Source organism: Aequorivita nionensis, assembly GCF_046352995.1.
Lineage (GTDB): Bacteria > Bacteroidota > Bacteroidia > Flavobacteriales > Flavobacteriaceae > Aequorivita > Aequorivita nionensis.
Genome location: NZ_CP130281.1, coordinates 2988093 through 3006779, shown reverse-complemented (window position 1 = coordinate 3006779; position 18687 = coordinate 2988093). Strand labels below are relative to the sequence as shown.

The 18687-nt window shown below is 33.5% G+C and carries 20 protein-coding genes; 18 read left to right on the top strand and 2 right to left on the bottom strand.

The genetic code is table 11. The features are described 5' to 3' along the window. Nucleotides 1-27 precede the first annotated feature (27 nt). On the bottom strand, nt 28-1143 hold the full coding sequence (locus tag Q2U82_RS13790) for a redoxin domain-containing protein (RefSeq protein ID WP_410005434.1): 1116 nt from the start codon (nt 1141-1143) through the stop codon (nt 28-30). A gap of 194 nt (nt 1144-1337) precedes the next feature. Continuing rightward, nucleotides 1338-1829: a Dps family protein gene (locus Q2U82_RS13785; protein WP_410005433.1), complete on the bottom strand. Its 492-nt coding sequence runs from the start codon at nt 1827-1829 to the stop codon at nt 1338-1340. Between the two features lie 603 nt (nt 1830-2432). Here Q2U82_RS13785 and cysQ point away from each other — a divergent pair. The 18 genes from cysQ to Q2U82_RS13695 all read left to right on the top strand — a co-directional run bounded on the left by cysQ (nt 2433) and on the right by Q2U82_RS13695 (nt 18677). Next, on the top strand, nt 2433-3221 hold the full coding sequence (gene cysQ / locus Q2U82_RS13780; RefSeq protein ID WP_410005432.1) for a 3'(2'),5'-bisphosphate nucleotidase CysQ: 789 nt from the start codon (nt 2433-2435) through the stop codon (nt 3219-3221). Then, nucleotides 3221-3646 (top strand): DUF2061 domain-containing protein, encoded by a 426-nt coding sequence (locus Q2U82_RS13775; protein WP_410005431.1) that lies wholly within the window; start codon nt 3221-3223, stop codon nt 3644-3646. Before cysQ ends, Q2U82_RS13775 begins: the two co-directional genes overlap by 1 nt. Before the next feature lies 1 nt (nt 3647). Then, nucleotides 3648-4241 (top strand): adenylyl-sulfate kinase, encoded by a 594-nt coding sequence (cysC, locus tag Q2U82_RS13770; protein ID WP_410005430.1) that lies wholly within the window; start codon nt 3648-3650, stop codon nt 4239-4241. A 231-nt stretch (nt 4242-4472) separates the two neighbouring features. Then, complete coding sequence (cysD, locus tag Q2U82_RS13765) at nt 4473-5378, top strand: sulfate adenylyltransferase subunit CysD (protein WP_410005429.1); 906 nt, start codon at nt 4473-4475, stop codon at nt 5376-5378. A 69-nt stretch (nt 5379-5447) separates the two neighbouring features. Beyond that, nucleotides 5448-5795 carry a four helix bundle protein gene (locus Q2U82_RS13760; RefSeq protein ID WP_410005428.1) on the top strand — a complete coding sequence of 116 codons (348 nt, stop codon included), beginning with the start codon at nt 5448-5450 and terminating at the stop codon, nt 5793-5795. 181 nt (nt 5796-5976) lie between these two features. Beyond that, nucleotides 5977-7233 carry a sulfate adenylyltransferase subunit 1 gene (locus Q2U82_RS13755; RefSeq protein ID WP_410005427.1) on the top strand — a complete coding sequence of 419 codons (1257 nt, stop codon included), beginning with the start codon at nt 5977-5979 and terminating at the stop codon, nt 7231-7233. A gap of 154 nt (nt 7234-7387) precedes the next feature. Next, entirely contained in the window at nt 7388-8626 is a 1239-nt protein-coding gene (locus Q2U82_RS13750) for an oligosaccharide flippase family protein (protein ID WP_410005426.1), read from the top strand. Continuing rightward, complete coding sequence (locus tag Q2U82_RS13745) at nt 8610-9197, top strand: acyltransferase (protein WP_410005425.1); 588 nt, start codon at nt 8610-8612, stop codon at nt 9195-9197. Before Q2U82_RS13750 ends, Q2U82_RS13745 begins: the two co-directional genes overlap by 17 nt. After that, a complete protein-coding gene (locus Q2U82_RS13740) occupies nt 9197-10216 on the top strand; it encodes a RimK family alpha-L-glutamate ligase (RefSeq protein ID WP_410005424.1) in 1020 nt (339 codons plus the stop codon). The genes Q2U82_RS13745 and Q2U82_RS13740 overlap by 1 nt, the downstream gene beginning before the upstream one ends. Further along, nucleotides 10213-11367 carry a hypothetical protein gene (locus Q2U82_RS13735; protein WP_410005423.1) on the top strand — a complete coding sequence of 385 codons (1155 nt, stop codon included), beginning with the start codon at nt 10213-10215 and terminating at the stop codon, nt 11365-11367. Before Q2U82_RS13740 ends, Q2U82_RS13735 begins: the two co-directional genes overlap by 4 nt. Nucleotides 11368-11369: 2 nt before the next feature. Further along, complete coding sequence (locus Q2U82_RS13730; RefSeq protein ID WP_410005422.1) at nt 11370-12500, top strand: glycosyltransferase; 1131 nt, start codon at nt 11370-11372, stop codon at nt 12498-12500. Further along, nucleotides 12493-13872 (top strand): phenylacetate--CoA ligase family protein, encoded by a 1380-nt coding sequence (locus Q2U82_RS13725; protein WP_410005421.1) that lies wholly within the window; start codon nt 12493-12495, stop codon nt 13870-13872. Before Q2U82_RS13730 ends, Q2U82_RS13725 begins: the two co-directional genes overlap by 8 nt. A gap of 32 nt (nt 13873-13904) precedes the next feature. Next, nucleotides 13905-14885, top strand: a complete 981-nt coding sequence (locus Q2U82_RS13720; protein WP_410005420.1) for a polysaccharide deacetylase family protein — start codon at nt 13905-13907, stop codon at nt 14883-14885. Continuing rightward, entirely contained in the window at nt 14885-15649 is a 765-nt protein-coding gene (locus Q2U82_RS13715; RefSeq protein WP_410005419.1) for a formyl transferase, read from the top strand. The genes Q2U82_RS13720 and Q2U82_RS13715 overlap by 1 nt, the downstream gene beginning before the upstream one ends. A 4-nt stretch (nt 15650-15653) precedes the next feature. Then, nucleotides 15654-16805, top strand: coding sequence for a glycosyltransferase family 4 protein (locus Q2U82_RS13710; protein ID WP_410005418.1), 1152 nt, complete (start codon nt 15654-15656; stop codon nt 16803-16805). Nucleotides 16806-16856: 51 nt separating this feature from the next. Next, nucleotides 16857-17456 (top strand): sugar transferase, encoded by a 600-nt coding sequence (locus Q2U82_RS13705; RefSeq protein ID WP_410005417.1) that lies wholly within the window; start codon nt 16857-16859, stop codon nt 17454-17456. Between the two features lie 60 nt (nt 17457-17516). Beyond that, nucleotides 17517-18116 carry an acetyltransferase gene (locus Q2U82_RS13700; RefSeq protein ID WP_410005416.1) on the top strand — a complete coding sequence of 200 codons (600 nt, stop codon included), beginning with the start codon at nt 17517-17519 and terminating at the stop codon, nt 18114-18116. Then, nucleotides 18117-18677 (top strand): sugar transferase, encoded by a 561-nt coding sequence (locus tag Q2U82_RS13695; protein ID WP_410005415.1) that lies wholly within the window; start codon nt 18117-18119, stop codon nt 18675-18677. Nucleotides 18678-18687 lie beyond the last annotated feature (10 nt).

Here is an 18687-nt window from a genome sequence, read left to right as displayed (position 1 = left end):
TTCTAAATAGTTTTAATAATCCATTAATTATTCTCCGCCTAAAAGCGTAGCAATCTTTGCTTCCAAAGCAGCACCGCGAAGATCTTTGTCTATGATCATTCCATTTTCATCAAGAAGGAAGGTTGCAGGAATAGAACGCACACTATATTGTTTTGCAATTGGATCTTGCCAAAACTGAAGATTTGAAACGTGGAACCAATCCATTTTGTCATCTTTTATTGCTTGTATCCATTTGTCTTTTTGGTCTGCCTTATCCAAAGAAACGCTTATAATGTTCAAGCCTTTGTCGTGATACTTATTGTAAACATTCACAACATTTGGATTTTCAATTCTACATGGCTTACACCAAGAGGCCCAAAAATCAATAATAGTGTATTTTCCCATTGCGTCTTTTAGAGACATAGTTTCGCCAGTAGGGGTTGGTGCACTAAAATCTGGAGCGGCACTACCTACATCGGCCTTTTTCAAGGAGTCAAGATTTGTTTTTAAATCTTGAGCCAATTGTGTGGATGCTACTTTTGGATCTAAATTTTCAACATATACAGAAGCTTCAGCTGGTGTGATTTCTTTTCTTCCTGCCATATCAGATATAAGCATAACAGAGAATAGTGTGTTATTGTTATCCTTTAAAAACTGTTTCTTAAATTCAGTTTCCTCATTAACCAAGTTTAAATTATCACTTTGAATTTTAGCGATTGCAGCAGTATCATTTGCTTCATTTGCGGCACGGAATTGATCCATACGTTCTTGTTTCTTTTTGTTGAAGGTATCCATTTTATCAACAAACCTGTTGTATGCTGCATTTTGTTCTCCTCCAGTTATGCGAGATGCTTTAATACTATCCTTATAAATAATTGCCTGCATATTTTCATTTTCAGGAAAAAACAGGATGGAAGCATTTGCTTCATTTATTCTTAAAAAATTAAGGGGAGTAGTATCACTTTTTGGATAGGTTGCAGAAAATTTTCCTTGAGTAATCTTTAAAGTGTCAATTGGTTTTGGTTGGTTGTTTTCAAAAGTGAAAACATAAACTTCAGTTCCATCAGCAAAACCAATCGCTTCTCCATCAAGCGTGTATGTATTGGTTTCTTTATTGCATGATATTAATGAAATTGCAAGTAGTGAAGCAAAAATCAGTCTCATAAATATGTTTTTTTAAAATTTGAGCAAAAGTAGCAGTTTATTCTGTATTAAAATATTTTTTGCAATGATGTTTAAATATTGACTTTTTAGATCAAGGTTGATCTTATAAAAGCAGTGCAAAATAGAAACAGGAAACACGACAATTTATTAAAAGAGTCTTGGTTCCTGTCTATGATATGTGTTGAGTCAAATTACTATGCTTCTGGATGGTTATCTCCAGCTTTCATCATCCAAGCGTCTAGCATCCAACTAATTTTTTCAATATGGCCAATGAAGCCGCCAATCATATCAATTGTTCCTTCATCACCTGCTTCATCAGCTTTTTCAACAACCTTGCGCATTTGCTTCAATAGTTTTCCGTGGTCGTCGAGCAGTATTTTTACCATTTCTACATCTTTTGTGTCTTCAGAAGATTCCTTGATGTTACTCATCTTTAGATAATCCGTAAAATTGCTGGTAGGTTGAAAACGAAGCGTTAAAATTCGTTCTGCAATTTCATCCACCTTTAGTTTTGCATCTTCATACATTTCTTCAAATTTTATATGAAGGTCAAAAAAGTTATAACCAACAACATTCCAATGAAAATTTCGAAGTTTTTGGTAGTATAAATGATAATCTGCAAGCAGCACGTTAAGTTCCTTAGCAGTTGTTGTTGTTTTCTTTTTATCTAAGTTCAAATAGCCCATAATAGTTGTTTTTAAAGGTTTCCTCAAAGATAGCCAATACCTTGTTGAGTGGCAATTTTAAAGGAGAGTTTAGCCTTTTTTTAACTTGAATTTGAATTTGAATTTGTGAATTTGTGAATTAGTGAATTAGTGAATTAGTGAATTAGTGAATTTGTGAATATGTGAATATGTGAATATGTGAATATGTGAATATGTGAATTTGTGAGTATTTGTCCTTTTAATAGTTGTTGGGATTGTGCGTATGTGAATGGTTTAGGAATGAATAATTATAAATCGGATATATTTTTTAAGCTGATAATTTATTGAAATTTAAGTATGATTTATTTTGTTTGAAGGAAAAAAGGGCTGTTTCTTTACAATTTAATGGCTTTACTATGGCTTTGGGTAGGCTTTGGGTAGGCTTTTATACGGGTGAACCTATGGTTTGCCCCGTCCTGAAATAACTATACAGGTTAATTAACAAATCTCTATATAGTTACACAACTTTTTTTTAGTTGAACAAGCTATTAAAGTTCTTTGACGCATTTTAAATTTTTATAAGAGTCATTTTTTAATATATATTTACTCAAAATTGTACCTTCCCGCTCGAAACAAAACCTACCTATGCAAACTCTTTTAGCAATTGCAATAAAAGCTGCCTTGGAAGCTGGTGCGGAAATCCTTAAGGTTTATGAAACCAACTTCAACGTTGAAACCAAGGATGATAATTCACCTTTGACGCAAGCTGACAAAAATGCCAATGCCATTATAAACAAATATCTTAAAACCACAGAAATTCCAATTATTAGTGAAGAAAATCGCCAATTGGACTTTTCAGAGCGTAAAGGTTGGACCCGCTGCTGGATCGTGGATCCGCTTGATGGAACCAAAGAATTTATAAAACGCAATGGCGAATTTACAGTGAATATAGCGCTCATTGATAATAGCAATCCGGTTCTTGGCGTGATATATGTGCCTGTTTCAAAAGAACTCTATTTTACTTCAGAGGACGGCAAATCTTCAAAAAAAATAACTCTCACTTCCGAAGAAATTTCGGTTGAAGAAATATTAGAAAAGGCTGAAATAATCAAACCTTCCGCAATCACTTCCGAAGTGAAAATTGTTGGCAGTCGTTCCCATTTGAACGAGGATACCAAAAATTTTATTTCAGAAATAGAAAAAGAAAGTAAAGTTGAAATTGTTTCAAAAGGAAGTTCTTTAAAATTTTGCTTGGTGGCAGAAGGTTTAGCGCATATTTATCCGCGATATGCCCCTACAATGGAGTGGGACACCGCTGCCGGCCACGCCATCTGCAAGGCCGTTGGAGTAACTGTTATTGACCAAACCACAGGAAAGCCAATGCAGTATAACAAGCCCAATTTGCTGAATAATTATTTTGTGGTAAAAGCATAATGAAAGATCAATCCCGAAAAAGACACTTAGCCAAGACAATTACTTGGCGTATAGTTGGTACGCTGGACACAATTTTGCTGTCCTGGCTTATCACTGGCAATCCGTGGACGGGACTTAAAATTGGTTTGGCAGAAGTAATAACCAAAATGGTTTTATATTATTTTCATGAAAGAGTTTGGTTTAAAATCAATCTTTCAAAAAAAGGAATTGTTCGCGAAAGCAGAAAGCGACACATAGCAAAAACCTTTACTTGGCGAGGGGTTGGCACGTTGGACACTATGTTGCTTTCTTGGTTGGTTACAGGAAATCCTTTAACGGGACTTAAGATTGGTCTTTCGGAACTTTTAACGAAAATGATTTTATATTATCTTCACGAAAGGGTTTGGTATAGAATTGATTTTGGATTAAAAAGCAGAGCAAATTAATATGGAAAAATATATAATTCAACATAACTTCAGCGTCACAAAAAAAGAAAGAAGTGCTTTAAAAAACCACGGCGCTTTTCTCATTTGGTTTACGGGTCTTTCAGGCTCTGGAAAATCTACCATTGCAAATGAATTGGAAAAAGCACTTTTTGCTAAGGAAATACATACGTATCTTTTGGATGGTGATAATGTTAGAAAAGGATTGAATAACAATCTTTCCTTTTCCCCAGAAGACAGATCAGAGAATATCCGCCGAATTGCTGAAGTTGCCAATTTAATGATAGATGCAGGTTTGGTAGTTTTGGCTTCTTTTGTTTCGCCTTACAGAGAGGATCGTGAAAACGTGAAACGCATTGTTGGGTATAATAATTTTATTGAAGTTTTTGTAAATACACCTATTGAAGAGTGTGAACGCCGCGATGTAAAAGGGTTTTACGCCAAAGCACGCGCAGGTGAAATTAAAAACTTCACAGGGGTCAACGCGCCCTATGAAGCACCAATGGCACCTGATGTTGAAATAGATACCACAGTGGTTTCTGTGGAGGAAGCGGTTGCTTTGATTCTATCTGTAATTAACAAAAGGTTTAAATTTTAGTAGGTGAATAAGTGAGTAGGTGAATTAGTGAGTAGGTGAATTAGTGAGTAGGTGAATTAGTGAGTAGGTGAATAAGTGAGTAGGTGAATAAGTGAGTAGGTGAATTAGTGAGTAGGTGAATAAGTGAGTAGGTGAATAAGTGAATAAGTTAGAAGGTGAATTGATACACTTAATTAAATAGATCTTAGCGTACTCACTAATTCACAAACTCACAAACTAACAATTAAAAAAATGAGCAAGTACTATTTAAATTATTTGGACGAACTGGAATCGGAAGCAATATATATTCTTCGCGAAGTATGGGCACAGTTTCAAAACCCTGTGATTTTATTTTCAGGAGGAAAAGATTCCATTCTTGTTACACACTTGGCGAAGAAAGCCTTTTATCCTTCCAAAATTCCATTTCCGCTACTTCATGTAGATACGGGACACAATTTCCCGGAAACAATTCAGTTTCGGGATGATTTAATAACAGAATTGGGCGTGCAATTAATTGTTGGTTCAGTTCAGGAATCGATTGATGCAGGCAGAGTTGCAGAGGAAAAGGGAAAAAACGCTACCCGTAATGCACTTCAGATTACAACCTTGCTAGATGCCATAGAAAGTAACAAGATAGATTGTGCCATTGGTGGTGGAAGACGCGATGAAGAGAAAGCCCGTGCCAAAGAGCGTTTCTTTTCACATAGAGACGATTTTGGACAATGGGACCCAAAAAACCAACGGCCAGAATTATGGAATTTACTGAACGGAAAACATTTTGAAGGCGAACATTTCAGAGCCTTTCCAATTAGCAATTGGACCGAAATGGACGTTTGGAATTATATTAAACGGGAAGATATAAAGATACCGTCCTTATATTTAGCACACCAACGCGAAGTGGTTTGGCGAAGCGATACTTGGATTCCTGTTTCAGAACATTTAAAATTGGACGAAAACGAAAAAATTGAAACCAAGAAAATTCGTTTTAGAACACTGGGAGATATTACCATTACTGGCGGGATAGAGTCTGATGCTGATACTTTGGAAAAAATAGTAGCCGAAGTTTCTGCTATGAAACAAACCGAACGTGGAAATAGAAGTGATGATAAGCGTAGTGAAACGGCAATGGAAGATAGAAAGAGACAGGGATATTTTTAAAAGGTGAGGCTGTGAGTCTGTGAGTCTGTGAATTAGTGAATTAGTGAATATGTAAGTGTATAGATGATTATGAAATCACATAATGATTTAAAGGTTTATCAGGAAGCAATGGATTTAGTAGTTGAAATTTATAGTATTACTAACAACTTTCCTGATTCAGAAAGATTCGGACTTATTGGTCAAATTCGCCGTTGTTCAGTTTCAATTCCTTCAAATATTGCTGAAGGTGCTGCAAGAGAATCAAAAAAGGAGTTCAAAAGATTTTTGTATATAAATTTAGGCTCCGCTGCCGAATTGGAAACTCAATTAGAAATCTCAAAAAGATTAAAATTTATGGATGATTCTAATGATTTAACGAATAAAATTTTTTTCATCAAAAGAATGCTAATTAAATTAATTCAAAGTTTGAAAGATTAATGAGTGAATTGGTTAATAAGTGAATAAGTGAATATGTGAATAAGTGAATATGTGAATAAGTAAATAAGTTTAAAGATTATATAAATTTACTCACTCACTCACTCACTCACTCACTCACTCACTCACTCACTCACTCACATACTCACATACTCACATACTCACAAACTCACATACTCACAAAATGACAATCGATAAAAACCAATTACTAAGATTCACCACAGCCGGAAGTGTGGATGACGGAAAAAGCACACTAATAGGAAGATTACTTTACGATAGCAAAGCTATTTTTGAAGACCAGCTGGAAGCAGTAGAAAATACAAGTCGCAAAAAAGGTCATGAAGGTGTTGATCTTGCTTTATTCACTGATGGACTTAGAGACGAACGAGAGCAGGGGATAACCATTGATGTGGCTTATAGGTATTTTACAACTCCTAAAAGAAAGTTTATAATTGCTGATACGCCAGGCCATATTCAATACACACGAAATATGGTTACGGGAGCTTCAACTGCCAACGCGGCATTAATTTTAATTGACGCCCGTCATGGCGTGATAGAGCAAACAAAACGTCACGCTTTTATTGCTTCACTTTTGCAAATTCCACATATCATTGTTTGTATCAATAAGATGGATCTGGTGGATTATTCAGAAGATATTTATGAAAATATCATCCACCAATTTGAGGAATTTTCTTCAAAATTATATGTGAAGGATATTCAGTTTTTACCAATTAGTGCTTTAGATGGAGATAATGTGGTAAACTGTTCCACCAATATGGATTGGTACCAAGGCGCACCATTATTGCATACTTTGGAAACCATGCACATCAGTAGCGATATCAATAAAATAGACGCTCGTTTTCCTGTGCAAACAGTTTTACGTCCGCAAAGAGAAGGATTTATTGATTATAGAGGTTATGCTGGACGTGTGGCAAGTGGTATTTTTAGACCGGGTGATGATGTGGTTGTAATGCCCTCAGGCTTTACTTCTAAAATAAAAAGCATAGATACTATGGATGGTTCGCTAGAAGAAGTTTTTGCACCTATGTCTGTTGCTATTACTTTGGAAGATGATATAGACATTAGCCGTGGCGATATGATTGTAAAGGAAAACAACCAACCCAAAGCGGTTCAGGAATTTGATGCTATGCTTTGCTGGTTCAATAATAGTCCTGCCCGTGAGCGTGCAAAATATACTATTATGCATAATTCCAACGAGCAAAAGGCCATGATAAAGGAGGTGGTTTATAAAATTGATATAAACACCTATGCACGGGAAGAAGAGAATAAAGATTTAAAGATGAATGATATTGCCAGAATCAGTATTCGCACAACACGCCCATTAATGGTTGATGAATATCGCGACAACCGTATTACTGGAAGTTTTGTATTGATTGATGGCGCTACTCACGAAACTGTTGCGGCTGGTATGATAGTCTAAATTCAAAGTAAATATTCGATAAACTATCAAGAATTCTCCATAAAATACCTTTTTGGGGAATTTTTGTAGGAATATATACTAATTTAAAAAAATAGGGGTGGTATCTTTGCGGGCTTAAAATGACAACCGATTTTTTAGGTTTAAGAACTTCAGATTGAAAAAACGCTTCAATATTTTTAAAGAAAAAGATGCAAAGGTTTTGCTGGAAAACTTTCTTTCTCTTTCTGCTTTACAGTTGGTGGGGATGCTTTTGCCGTTGATTACTTTGCCATATTTGTTGCGGGTTTTGGGCTTTTCAAATTATGGAATTGTAATTTTAGCCGCTTCTTTGGTTGCTTATTTTCAATCGATTACAGATTATAGTTTCAAAATTACAGCTACACGCGATGTGGCGGTATACAGAAACAGTCCTGAAAAGCTTAATATTATCTATAGCAAGGTGCTAATGGTAAAGGGATTGTTTTTATGCCTTTCTTTTTTGGTGCTATTTGCCATCGTGATGCTCTATCCTCCATTTTATGAAGAGCGGAGGGTTTTTTTCTTGACAATGCCTTTACTTATAGGTTATGGTCTATTTCCCGAATGGTTTTTTCAAGGAATTGAAAAGATGAAGTACATCTCACTTTTAAACATTGGCATCAAACTTTTTTTTACCATTTGTGTCTTCGTTTTTATAACCAAAAAGGAAGATTACTGGATTTATCCACTCCTCCAAAGTGCAGGCTTTATCGGAGCGGGATTGGTTGGGCAATATATTTTAATTAAGAAGTATAAATTGAAATTTTATTGGCTTCGTTTTAAAATGATTAAAAATACAATTAAAGATAACTTCCCAATATTTATAAATCAGTTTTTGCCAAACCTTTACAATAACACCAATACATTATTGCTCGGGATATTTACAACTACCTATTTGGTTGGAATCTATGATGCACTAAAAAAAATTATAGACCTTTGCGTTGCTTTTCTCAATATAGTTTCAAGAGTTTTCTTTCCTTTTCTCAATAGAAGAAAGGATGCTTTTCCGAAGTATTTAAAAATGATGTTATTTTTAGGTATGGTCTTGGCCGCCTTACCAATTATTGGTCATCCCTTAGTTTTTTGGTATTTGGATTTGGAATATGAAAATGCTCTATTAATTCTTACTTTATTATCATTGAGTTTAATTGGTTACACAGCTTATGATATTTTTGGTTTGAATTATTTTATAATACGCAGAAAGGATAAATTGGTAATGAAGAATACTATTTTATCATCTTTAATTGGTCTGGTTTTGGCATTCCCGCTGATATATTTTTTTAATATTATTGGCGCGGCAGTAAATTTAATGATTGCTCGGTTATTGATGGGCGGACATTTATGGTATAAATGGAAATATGATGAAAAAAATTAAAGGGCTATTAAACCAAATATTTTATAAAACTATAACTCTTTGGATTTATAGTTTTGAAGATTTGCAATTAGGCAGTAATGTGGTTTTCAAATTAATGCCACAAATTTTAAAACATAAAAATGCTAAAATTAGCATTGGTAATGGTTCTACTATCAACTCATCAAACTATGGCTACCACATTAATATGTTTTCAAGATGTAAATTATTTGCAGATCGTTCCAACTCAATTATTGAAATAGGTGAAAACACACGTGTACATGGAACCTGTATCCATGCATTTAATAAAATAAAAATTGGCAATAATTGTTTAATTGCAGCCAATACCAACATTATTGATGGTAATGGGCATGAACTTAGCATGGATGCTCCTGAAAATAGAATTAATACAACAGATAACGGTAATCCAATTATTATAGAAGATAACGTTTGGATTGCTGCCAACTGTATCATATTGGGTGGAACAAGAATTGGAAAGGGAGCAATCATTACAGCAGCAAGTGTCGTAAAAGGAGATGTTCCTGAAAAATCAGTATTTGGTGGAAATCCTGCAAAACTTATAAAGCAATATTAATGAAAATAGCGATACAACATAGAGAAGGAAGTTTTTCTGGCCGCTGGATTGAATACTGCAAAAAAAAGAATTTAGATTATGTATTGATAGACTGTTTTAAATCAGATATCCTTAGCATTTTCAGGAAAGAAAAAATAACCCATTTAATGTGGCATTTAAACCACGCATCCTCAAAAGATTTGATGGTCTATCCCTACGTTATGAATGCAGCTGAAATCATGGGGATCAAAACTTTCCCTAATTTCAGTACTCGCTGGCATTTTGATGATAAAGTGGCTCAAAAATATTTATTCGAAAGCATTGGCGCTCCATTGGTAAAAAGTGTTGTTTTTTACGAAGAGAATGAAGCTCTTGCTTTTTTGGAATCGGCGCAACTGCCTTTGGTGGCAAAACTAAAAAGAGGGGCTGGCTCTACGAATGTAAAATTGATTAATTCACAAACAGAAGGATCTGAATATATTAAAAAATTATTTTCAGTAGGTATTGTCTCAACTGCTTCAGCACTTGGCAATTTAGACCAAAAACTACGAGTGGCAAAGCAGATTAAAGATCCTATAAAATTGGTGAAGAAAACCATTGGGTTTCTAAAAAAGAATAGAAAAGAGCAAATCTTGGCCAATTCGGAAAAAGGGTATGTTTATTTTCAGGAATTTATGCCAAATAATGATTTTGACATACGCATTATAGTTGTGGGAGATATTGCTTTTGGCATACGAAGATTCAACAAAGAGAATGATTTCCGTGCCTCCGGCAGTGGAAAGCTTGATTTTGACGTTTCACAAATAGATATAGAAACCGTAAAAATAGCATTTGATGTTACCAAAAAGATTGGTGGACAATGTTTGGCCTTTGATTTTGTTTATGATGTGAATAAACACCCAAAAATAGTTGAGGTTTGTTTTGGTTTTTCGATGAAAGCTTATGATGTATGTCCCGGTTATTGGAAAAGCGATTTGAGCTTTGTTGAAGGCACATTCAATCCTCAAGAATTTATGATGGAAAACTTTCTTAACGAGTGATGGAAATTTCCCGAGAAATATTGACCAGGGTTACCATTTTAGATATTTCCGTGATATTGATGTATATCATTGGGATAGTTGCACTTGCACAAAATTTCAAGAAAGTATCAATTAGGTTTGTCAGATTTTTTGTGCTGATTGGTATCACGCACTTGTTTTTTACATTTGTCTATTATTTCTACACATTAAACAATGTGGCCGATTCTATTGGATATTATAGACGAGTACTTTATTTGTATGACAGTTGGGGAGAAACGTTTGGACAAGGAGTAAATTTCATCTATTTTTTGCTATATCCATTAGTAAAATTTATTGGTTTAACATATTTTGGATCTTTCTTCATTTATTCTTTTTTTGGCTTAATTGGGTATTATTTTTTACTAAAAATCTTATTAGAAATAAGTAATAAAAAGTGGTCCAATTGGTTTTACTTACTTCTTTTGCCAAATATTCATTTTTGGTCGGTGGCTATTGGTAAAGACTCATTGATATTTTTTGCAATTAGTTTTTTGATATACACTTATTATTTTAATAAACCTTGGTACAAATATATTTTACCGCTCTTGTTTATTGCTTTTATTAGGATTCACATTCTTTTTTTCCTGCTTATTTCTTTTGGAATGATGCAACTTTTATTGAACAAAAGGATAAAAGTCGTACATAAGGTTTTGATTTTCTTATTGTTAGGATTTACTTTTTACGCACTTTTCCCCTTTTTGATGCAACGAGTCGGATTTGTAGATACTGAGTCTATCATTTCACAAATTGAGGATTTGGAAACACGAAAATCGCAAGGAGAAACAACTATTGATATGTCTGGAGAGAATTTATTGGTGAAATGGGTGAGTTATCTATTTAGACCATTTTTTTATGATGCAAAAAACTTCTTGAGTATTGTTAGTTCGTTAGAGAATGTTGTTTGGGTATTAATTTTCATTAAGATATTTAAAAATTTCAGGAGGAGCATAATTAATTCTTATAGGAATATTTATTGGTTTAGCTTGTTTTCAATATTTACTATAACAGTTCCCGGTGCATATTTACTATACAATTTAGGAATTGCTGTTAGACAAAAAACCATGGTCGTTCCATTTCTTTTTGTAGTATTCTTTCTCACGTTGTATAAATCTTCCATCAAAGAAATTAACTAAGAATGAAACGGATAAGTATTTTAGCATTAGCGATGAATAGAGGAGGAGCGGAAAAGGTTATTATAACAATGCTTCCTTATTTAACATTAGATTATAAAGTAACGTTGGTATTATTCTATAATGAAATTCATTTTGACATACCAAAAGAGGTTAATATTGAACTTATCACGACTAAAAAAAACTTAAATTTTTTTCAAAAAATATTATTCTTTCCATTATCAATTTTTAAGTATTACAACTTTTTAAAAAGAGAAAAAATTGAGGTTTCAATTTCATTTTTAACAAGGCCTAATTTTGTAAATTCAATAATGAAATTATTCAATCGCAAAATTAGAATAATAATTAGCGAAAGATGTTATCCCTCCATAGCTTATAAATCACATCGTCTTCGTTGGTATTTATACAAAGGTTTAATTCCTTTTCTTTATAATAGAGCAGATATTTTATTTTCAAATTCAGTACATATTAATAAAGACTTACAGCATAATTTTAACATTACTATTCCAATGGTTGTTATATATAACCCTATTGAAATTCCTTTATTGGATAATGGTTTTGAAAAAAAAACAGATGAATTTAAAATAGTGAACGTGGGTTCCTTCACTTTAGTGAAGAATCAAAAATTAATCATTGATGCCATTAACCCTTTAAATTTTAAAACACGACTTACATTGATAGGGGATGGGCCAAAAAAAAATGAACTTCTAAACTATGTTGAGACCCATAGATTAAATGATATTATAGATTTTACAGGAAAGATTAACAATGTAAATGAATATTTATTTAAAAATGACTGTTTCGTTCTATCGTCTAATACAGAAGGTTTTCCAAATGCCCTTTTAGAGGCCATGGCGGCAGGACTACCAGTTATATCAACCAATTGTATAAGTGGACCATTGGAATTGTTAAATGATAATTTTGAAGTTGAAATTAAAATAGGAGAATTTTTTATTGCTAAATATGGAATTTTGATTAATGTAAATGATGAAAGGGCTTTAACAAAGGCATTAATATATTTAAAAGAAAACCCAGAGGAACTTAAAAAATTAAGTATTTGTTCTAGGGAGAGGTCAAAAGATTTTGTGACTGAAGTATTTATTAAAAAGTTTGAGAGGATTTTAAGAGATGATTAAAGACACTATATATCAGAAACTTCCCAATTTTTTTCAAAATGCTCTTATAAGTGCATTTAACTTTATTGCATATAGAAAGCGCTATGGCGCAAAATATTTATATTATAGAGAAATTTTTAAAAATAATGAAAACCTTAGTTTAAAGGACCTACAACTAATACAGAAACAAAAATTTTCTCATTTAATTCAATATGCCATTAAAAACTCTCCTTTCTATCATAACAAAATTGCTTCAATTCCGAGTGTTACAAGTTTAGATTTAATAGAAAGATTGCCAATAATAACGAAAGAAGAAATTAGAAAAAACATCGGAGATATATATACAATTCCGAAACGAAAAGGTTTAATATCCAAAACAGGTGGAACTACAGGAAAATCCTTAGAAATTTTATTCTCAATTGATAATATTAAGGAACGTTTCGCAATGATTGAAAACTTTAGAAGTCAGTCTGGGTATCAACTTGGTAAAAAAACAGCTTGGTTTTCAGGCAAAAACCTTCTTACCTCCAAAGATTTGAAAAAGAATATCTTTTGGAAGACAGATTATTTGTATAAAGTAAGATACTATTCAACATTCCACGTTAAAAAGAAGTATTTGGAATATTATATTAATGATTTAATAGAATATAAGCCTGAATACTTTGTAGGCTTTCCCTCTACAATATACGAGATTGCCAAATATGGCATTGATAATAATATCGATTTCCCCAAAAACATTGTAAAGGCAATTTTTCCAACAGCCGAAACAATTACCAAATCTACCCGCGAATTAATTGAGACATATTTCAAAACACAAATGTATGATCAATATGCTTCATCAGAAGGAGCTCCCTTTATATTTGAATGTAAAAACAAAAATATGCACCTAGAACTGCAAAGCGGTGTTTTTGAAGTTTTGGACGATGATGATAATCCAAGTATGGAAGGACGTCTTGTTGTAACCTCTTTTACCACATATGGAACTCCATTAATCCGTTACGATATTGGAGATAGAATTGAACTAAGCGATACTACTTGTACATGCAATAATAAGAACCCAATAGTAAAGCAAATATTGGGAAGAATTGATGACTATATATATTCCTCTGAAACAGGGAAAATTAACCTCGGTAATATTTCAAACACACTGAAAGGAGTAAATGGAATAGTTAAATTTCAGGTCATTCAAAAACAATTAGACAAAATTGTAGTGAAAGTTGTTGTGGATAAGGAACAATATTCTGAAAAACATCAGAAACAATTTTTAAAGAATTGGGTTGATCGTGTTGGAAAATCAATGAAAATTGATCTTGAATTTGTAGATGATATTCCCGTAGCGAATAGCGGCAAATTCAGAATGGTAAAGAATCATATTAAACATTTAATTGATTAATTTTTTAATAAATAATTTATAAAATAACAATTATGAACAAAGGGAGCTTTGTAATTTCTTTGGATTTTGAGCTTATGTGGGGTGTTCGTGATAAGCGTAACAAAGAAAACTATGGAGATGCACTAATTGGGGTTAAAACAGCAATTGCAAGAATGTTGGGAAGCTTCAAAAAACATGAAGTCAGTGCAACTTTTGCTACAGTTGGATTTTTGTTTCATAAAAACAGAGAAGAATTGCTAATTAACCTTCCTAATAAAAAAGTAAATTATACAGATAAAAATCTGTCTCCATACCCTGAAATTTCTACGTACTTGGGAAAAAATGAAAATGACGATCCATATTATTTTGGATACAGTTTACTTCAATTGATAAAGGAATCAGATTTACACGAAGTATCCACCCATACGTATTGCCATTACTACTGTCTGGAACCCGGACAAACGTTAGATATGTTCAAGGCTGACCTTGCAAAAGCCGTGGAAGTTGCAAATAGGGAAGGGGTTCAAATAAAAAGCATTGTATTTCCCCGAAACCAATATAGTCCAGAATATATTGAAATCTGCAAACAAAATGGACTTACTTGCTATCGTGGGAACGAAGAACACTTTATATATAAATCTACTAACGGAAATGAACAAACATCTTTCCGAAGAGCCTTACGTTTGATAGATGGTTATTTTAACATTACGGGTTACCATTGCTATAAATATTCATCAATAGAAAAAACATATCCCCACAATATTCCCTCTAGTAGATTTTTAAGACCCTATAACAAAAAATTGAAGTTTTTAGAAAATCAGAAATTGAGGCGAATAACTCAAGCGATGACATATGCCGCTAAAAATAATCGGGTCTATCACCTATGGTGGCATCCGCACAATTTTGGAAGAAACACAGATGAAAATATTGTAATGCTGGAAAAAATTCTTGAACATTATCAATTTCTAAAGTTGAAGTATCAGTTTCAATCCATAACTATGAAGGATTTGTCTAAACACCTAATAACTAAATAATGAAAATTATTTTTCTAGCTGGTAAAGGCCAAAGCACTGTTTTTTTATACAACGCATTAAAAGATGATTTTAATATAGCGGCTGTACTGCAGGAAGATCGGGTTGATTCCAAAAAGTTAATTAAAGGGAGAATCAAACGTTTGGGATATATTTCGATTTTTAACCAATTACTGTTTCAAACTATCATTTCCAAAATTCTTTTTTATTTTTCAAAAAATAGGATTGAGAAATTAAAATTAAAATACAGTCTTTCTTCTACGCCAATTCCTGAGCAAAAAATAATAAATGTATCTTCTGTTAATTCAGAAGAATGCATAAAGAACTTGAAGAATTTTGATGCAGATGTAATTATTGTAAATGGAACAAGAATTATAAGTAAAAAAGTTTTAGAAAGCACTAAAGCAAAATTCATCAATACTCATGTTGGAATTACTCCTTTTTATAGAGGAGTCCATGGGGCTTATTGGGCCCTTGTTGCAAAAGACACAAATAATTGTGGAGTGACTATACATGAGGTAGACCAAGGGATAGATACGGGGTCAATCCTAAGGCAAGAGAGAATTACCATTTCAAAAAAGGATAACTTCACCACGTACCCTTATCATCAATATGGGGTTTCTGTGGCTCCAATGAAAGCGGTCTTGAATGATATTAAAAACAACACATTAGTTAAACAAAAAAAAGCCCCACATAAAGGTAAGCTTTATTATCACCCAACTTTTACTGGATATTTGTACAATAGAATTTTTAAAGGAGTAAAATAACATTTTGAAACCAACACTTATCCGCATTACCACAGTTCCCATTTCCCTTGAAAAGCTTCTCGAGGGGCAATTGGCATATATGTCAAATTACTTTGAAGTAATTGCAATTTCTGCTGAAAAGGAACGCTTGGAAAACTATGGAGAGAAAGAAAAGGTGCGAGTATTTCCTTTAGAGCTTACGCGAAAAATCACTCCAATAAAAGATATTGCAGCAGTTTTTAAACTGTATCGCTTCCTTAAAAAAGAAAAGCCATCAATTGTTCATACCCATACACCAAAGGCTGGTATTGTGGGAATGACCGCCGCATGGTTTGCTGGGGTTCCAAACCGGTTGCACACCGTTGCCGGTCTTCCGTTAATGGAGGCAACTGGGCTTAAAAGACAAGTATTGAATTTTGTTGAAAAACTCACCTATCGTTTTGCCACAAAGGTATATCCAAATTCAATAGGACTTTATGATTTCATAATTACGGAAAGATTTACAAAACCCTCAAAACTTTCAATAATAGGGAATGGCAGTAGTAATGGGATTGATACAGATTTTTTTAACCCTATCCGTTTTTCTGAGATTGATAACATCTCATTGCGGGACAAATGGAAAATTCCAAAAGATAATTTTCTTTTCATCTTTGTAGGCCGTTTGGTAAAAGATAAAGGCATCAACGAATTGATAGCAGCTTTTTCAATGCTATCGGAATTAAAAAACAATATTTCACTACTATTGGTGGGCCCTTTTGAAAATGATTTGGACCCTTTATTGCCCGAAACTTTGGTCAATATAGAAAAGAACCCAGATATTTATTCAGTAGGTTATCAAAACGATGTTCGTCCTTATTTTGCAACTGCGGACGCTCTAGTATTTCCAAGTTATCGTGAAGGGTTCCCCAATGTGGTGATGCAGGCTGGAGCCATGGGATTACCCTCTATTGTAACAGATATCAATGGGTGCAATGAAATAATTCAAAACAAAATGAATGGTCTTATAATTCCGCCAAAAAATATTGATGAACTTTTTAAAGCGATGAAATTAATAGTTGAAGATCCTGTTCTATATTCTAATATTAAAAAAGTTGCGCGAAAAAACATTGAAAAAAAATATAACAGGAAACAAATATGGGAATCTTTGCATGAAGAATACAAAAGACTTGAAAAATAATAGTTATAACTCCTTTTCCGTAATTTTGCGCACTAAAGAATACTTCCTAAAATGTACCAAAACTTACTAAAACCATTTTTCGACTTTTTTGGAGCATTGGTTTTGTTGTTGGTTGCTAGCCCGATAATTGTTATTGTGGCTATTATATTGGCATTTTCAAATGGAGGTTCTCCTTTTTTTCTTCAAAAAAGACCGGGAAAAAAAGAAAGGATATTTACTATCATAAAGTTCAAAACAATGAACGATAAAAAGAACAACAATGGTAATTTACTTCCAGATTCAGAAAGACTCACAATTGTTGGAAAATTTGTTCGTTCCAATTCACTGGATGAATTGCCGCAACTTTTAAATGTATTGATGGGAGATATGAGTTTTGTAGGTCCAAGGCCCTTATTGCCAGAATACCTTCCGCTTTATAATGAAGTTCAAAAGCAGAGACATAGGGTTAAACCCGGAATTACGGGTTGGGCGCAGGTAAATGGCCGCAATGCTATAAGCTGGGAACAGAAGTTTGAATTTGATGTTTGGTATGTGGAACACCAGTCTTTTTGGCTCGATGTAAAAATATTATTTAAAACAGTTGAAAAGGTTTTTAAAAAGGACGGCATTTCACAAGAAGGACAAGCAACAGCAGAACCGTTTAAAAAGTAGAACATTATGTCTATTTTTCCTTATATTAACAAAGGAGAATTCAATATAAAATAAAATTCGATGATATTATTTGGAGCCAGTGGGCATTGTAAATCCGTAATTGATATAGCTGAATCCATAGGAGAGAAAATTTCAATTATTTATGACGATAATCCCAGCGTGGAAGCAGTTTGCCATATTCCTGTTCAAAAATTTCTGACTGACTTTAGGGGCACCAATGAAACTTGGGTTGTTTCCATTGGAAATAATAAAAATCGAAAGAAAGTAACGGAAAAGTTGGCCAAGAATTTTGGGCTTCTAATCCATAGAACTGCTACTATTTCTTCTTGGTCTTCCATCGGCGATGGCACTGTGGTTATGGCAAAAACTGTAATAAATGCTTGCACCACTATTGGAGAGCACTGTATAATCAATTCGGGGGCTGTAATTGAGCACGACTGTAAATTGGGTGATTTTGTTCACGTTTCACCCAATGCTAGTTTGGCAGGAGGCGTCATAGTGGGCGAGGGGACACATATTGGGATTGGAGCCTCGGTACTGCCCGAAATTAATATTGGCAAATGGACCACTATAGGTGCTGGCGCAGTAGTCATCAAAGACGTGCCTGATGGAGCGGTAATTGTTGGGAATCCGGGAAGAATTATAAAAACGAATGGATAGGTGAAAGCTTTAAAAAGATGGTTCGATATTGTATTATCCAGCATCGGACTTTTATTTTTCGGTTGGTTAATCCTCCTTTTTATCCTTATCGCCTATTTTGATACTGGAAATGGTACGTTTCCTCAAAAAAGAATAGGCCAATACGGAAAACCTTTTAACATATTTAAAATCAGAACGATAAACGATAAAACAGGCCGTATTTCAAAATTTGGAATGTTTTTAAGAAAATCGAAAATTGACGAACTGCCACAATTGGTAAATATACTTTTTGGGCAAATGAGTTTTGTGGGCCCACGTCCCGATATTCCCGGGTATTACGATAAATTGGAGGGGGAAGAAAAAAAAATATTGGAATTGAAACCAGGCCTAACCAGTGAAGCTTCCTTAAAATATTACAATGAAGAATCAATATTGAAAAATAAAGAAGAGCCGTTGCATTATAACGATACTGTTATTTTTCCTGATAAAGTAAAAATGAATTTGGAATACTATTATAAGCAATCATTCAACGAAGATTTAAGGATAATATTTAAAACAATATCAATATTCTTTAGAAAATAGATTTTTACAA

Bases quoted from the DNA above. Each gene is read 5' to 3' on its own strand.
- Q2U82_RS13790 (WP_410005434.1), bottom strand. From the start codon at position 1,143: ATGAGACTGATTTTTGCTTCACTACTTGCAATTTCATTAATATCATGC.
- Q2U82_RS13785 (WP_410005433.1), bottom strand. From the start codon at position 1,829: ATGGGCTATTTGAACTTAGATAAAAAGAAAACAACAACAACTGCTAAG.
- cysQ (WP_410005432.1), top strand. From the start codon at position 2,433: ATGCAAACTCTTTTAGCAATTGCAATAAAAGCTGCCTTGGAAGCTGGT.
- Q2U82_RS13775 (WP_410005431.1), top strand. From the start codon at position 3,221: ATGAAAGATCAATCCCGAAAAAGACACTTAGCCAAGACAATTACTTGG.
- cysC (WP_410005430.1), top strand. From the start codon at position 3,648: ATGGAAAAATATATAATTCAACATAACTTCAGCGTCACAAAAAAAGAA.
- cysD (WP_410005429.1), top strand. From the start codon at position 4,473: ATGAGCAAGTACTATTTAAATTATTTGGACGAACTGGAATCGGAAGCA.
- Q2U82_RS13760 (WP_410005428.1), top strand. From the start codon at position 5,448: ATGAAATCACATAATGATTTAAAGGTTTATCAGGAAGCAATGGATTTA.
- Q2U82_RS13755 (WP_410005427.1), top strand. From the start codon at position 5,977: ATGACAATCGATAAAAACCAATTACTAAGATTCACCACAGCCGGAAGT.
- Q2U82_RS13745 (WP_410005425.1), top strand. From the start codon at position 8,610: ATGATGAAAAAAATTAAAGGGCTATTAAACCAAATATTTTATAAAACT.
- Q2U82_RS13740 (WP_410005424.1), top strand. From the start codon at position 9,197: ATGAAAATAGCGATACAACATAGAGAAGGAAGTTTTTCTGGCCGCTGG.
- Q2U82_RS13730 (WP_410005422.1), top strand. From the start codon at position 11,370: ATGAAACGGATAAGTATTTTAGCATTAGCGATGAATAGAGGAGGAGCG.
- Q2U82_RS13725 (WP_410005421.1), top strand. From the start codon at position 12,493: ATGATTAAAGACACTATATATCAGAAACTTCCCAATTTTTTTCAAAAT.
- Q2U82_RS13720 (WP_410005420.1), top strand. From the start codon at position 13,905: ATGAACAAAGGGAGCTTTGTAATTTCTTTGGATTTTGAGCTTATGTGG.
- Q2U82_RS13715 (WP_410005419.1), top strand. From the start codon at position 14,885: ATGAAAATTATTTTTCTAGCTGGTAAAGGCCAAAGCACTGTTTTTTTA.
- Q2U82_RS13705 (WP_410005417.1), top strand. From the start codon at position 16,857: ATGTACCAAAACTTACTAAAACCATTTTTCGACTTTTTTGGAGCATTG.
- Q2U82_RS13700 (WP_410005416.1), top strand. From the start codon at position 17,517: ATGATATTATTTGGAGCCAGTGGGCATTGTAAATCCGTAATTGATATA.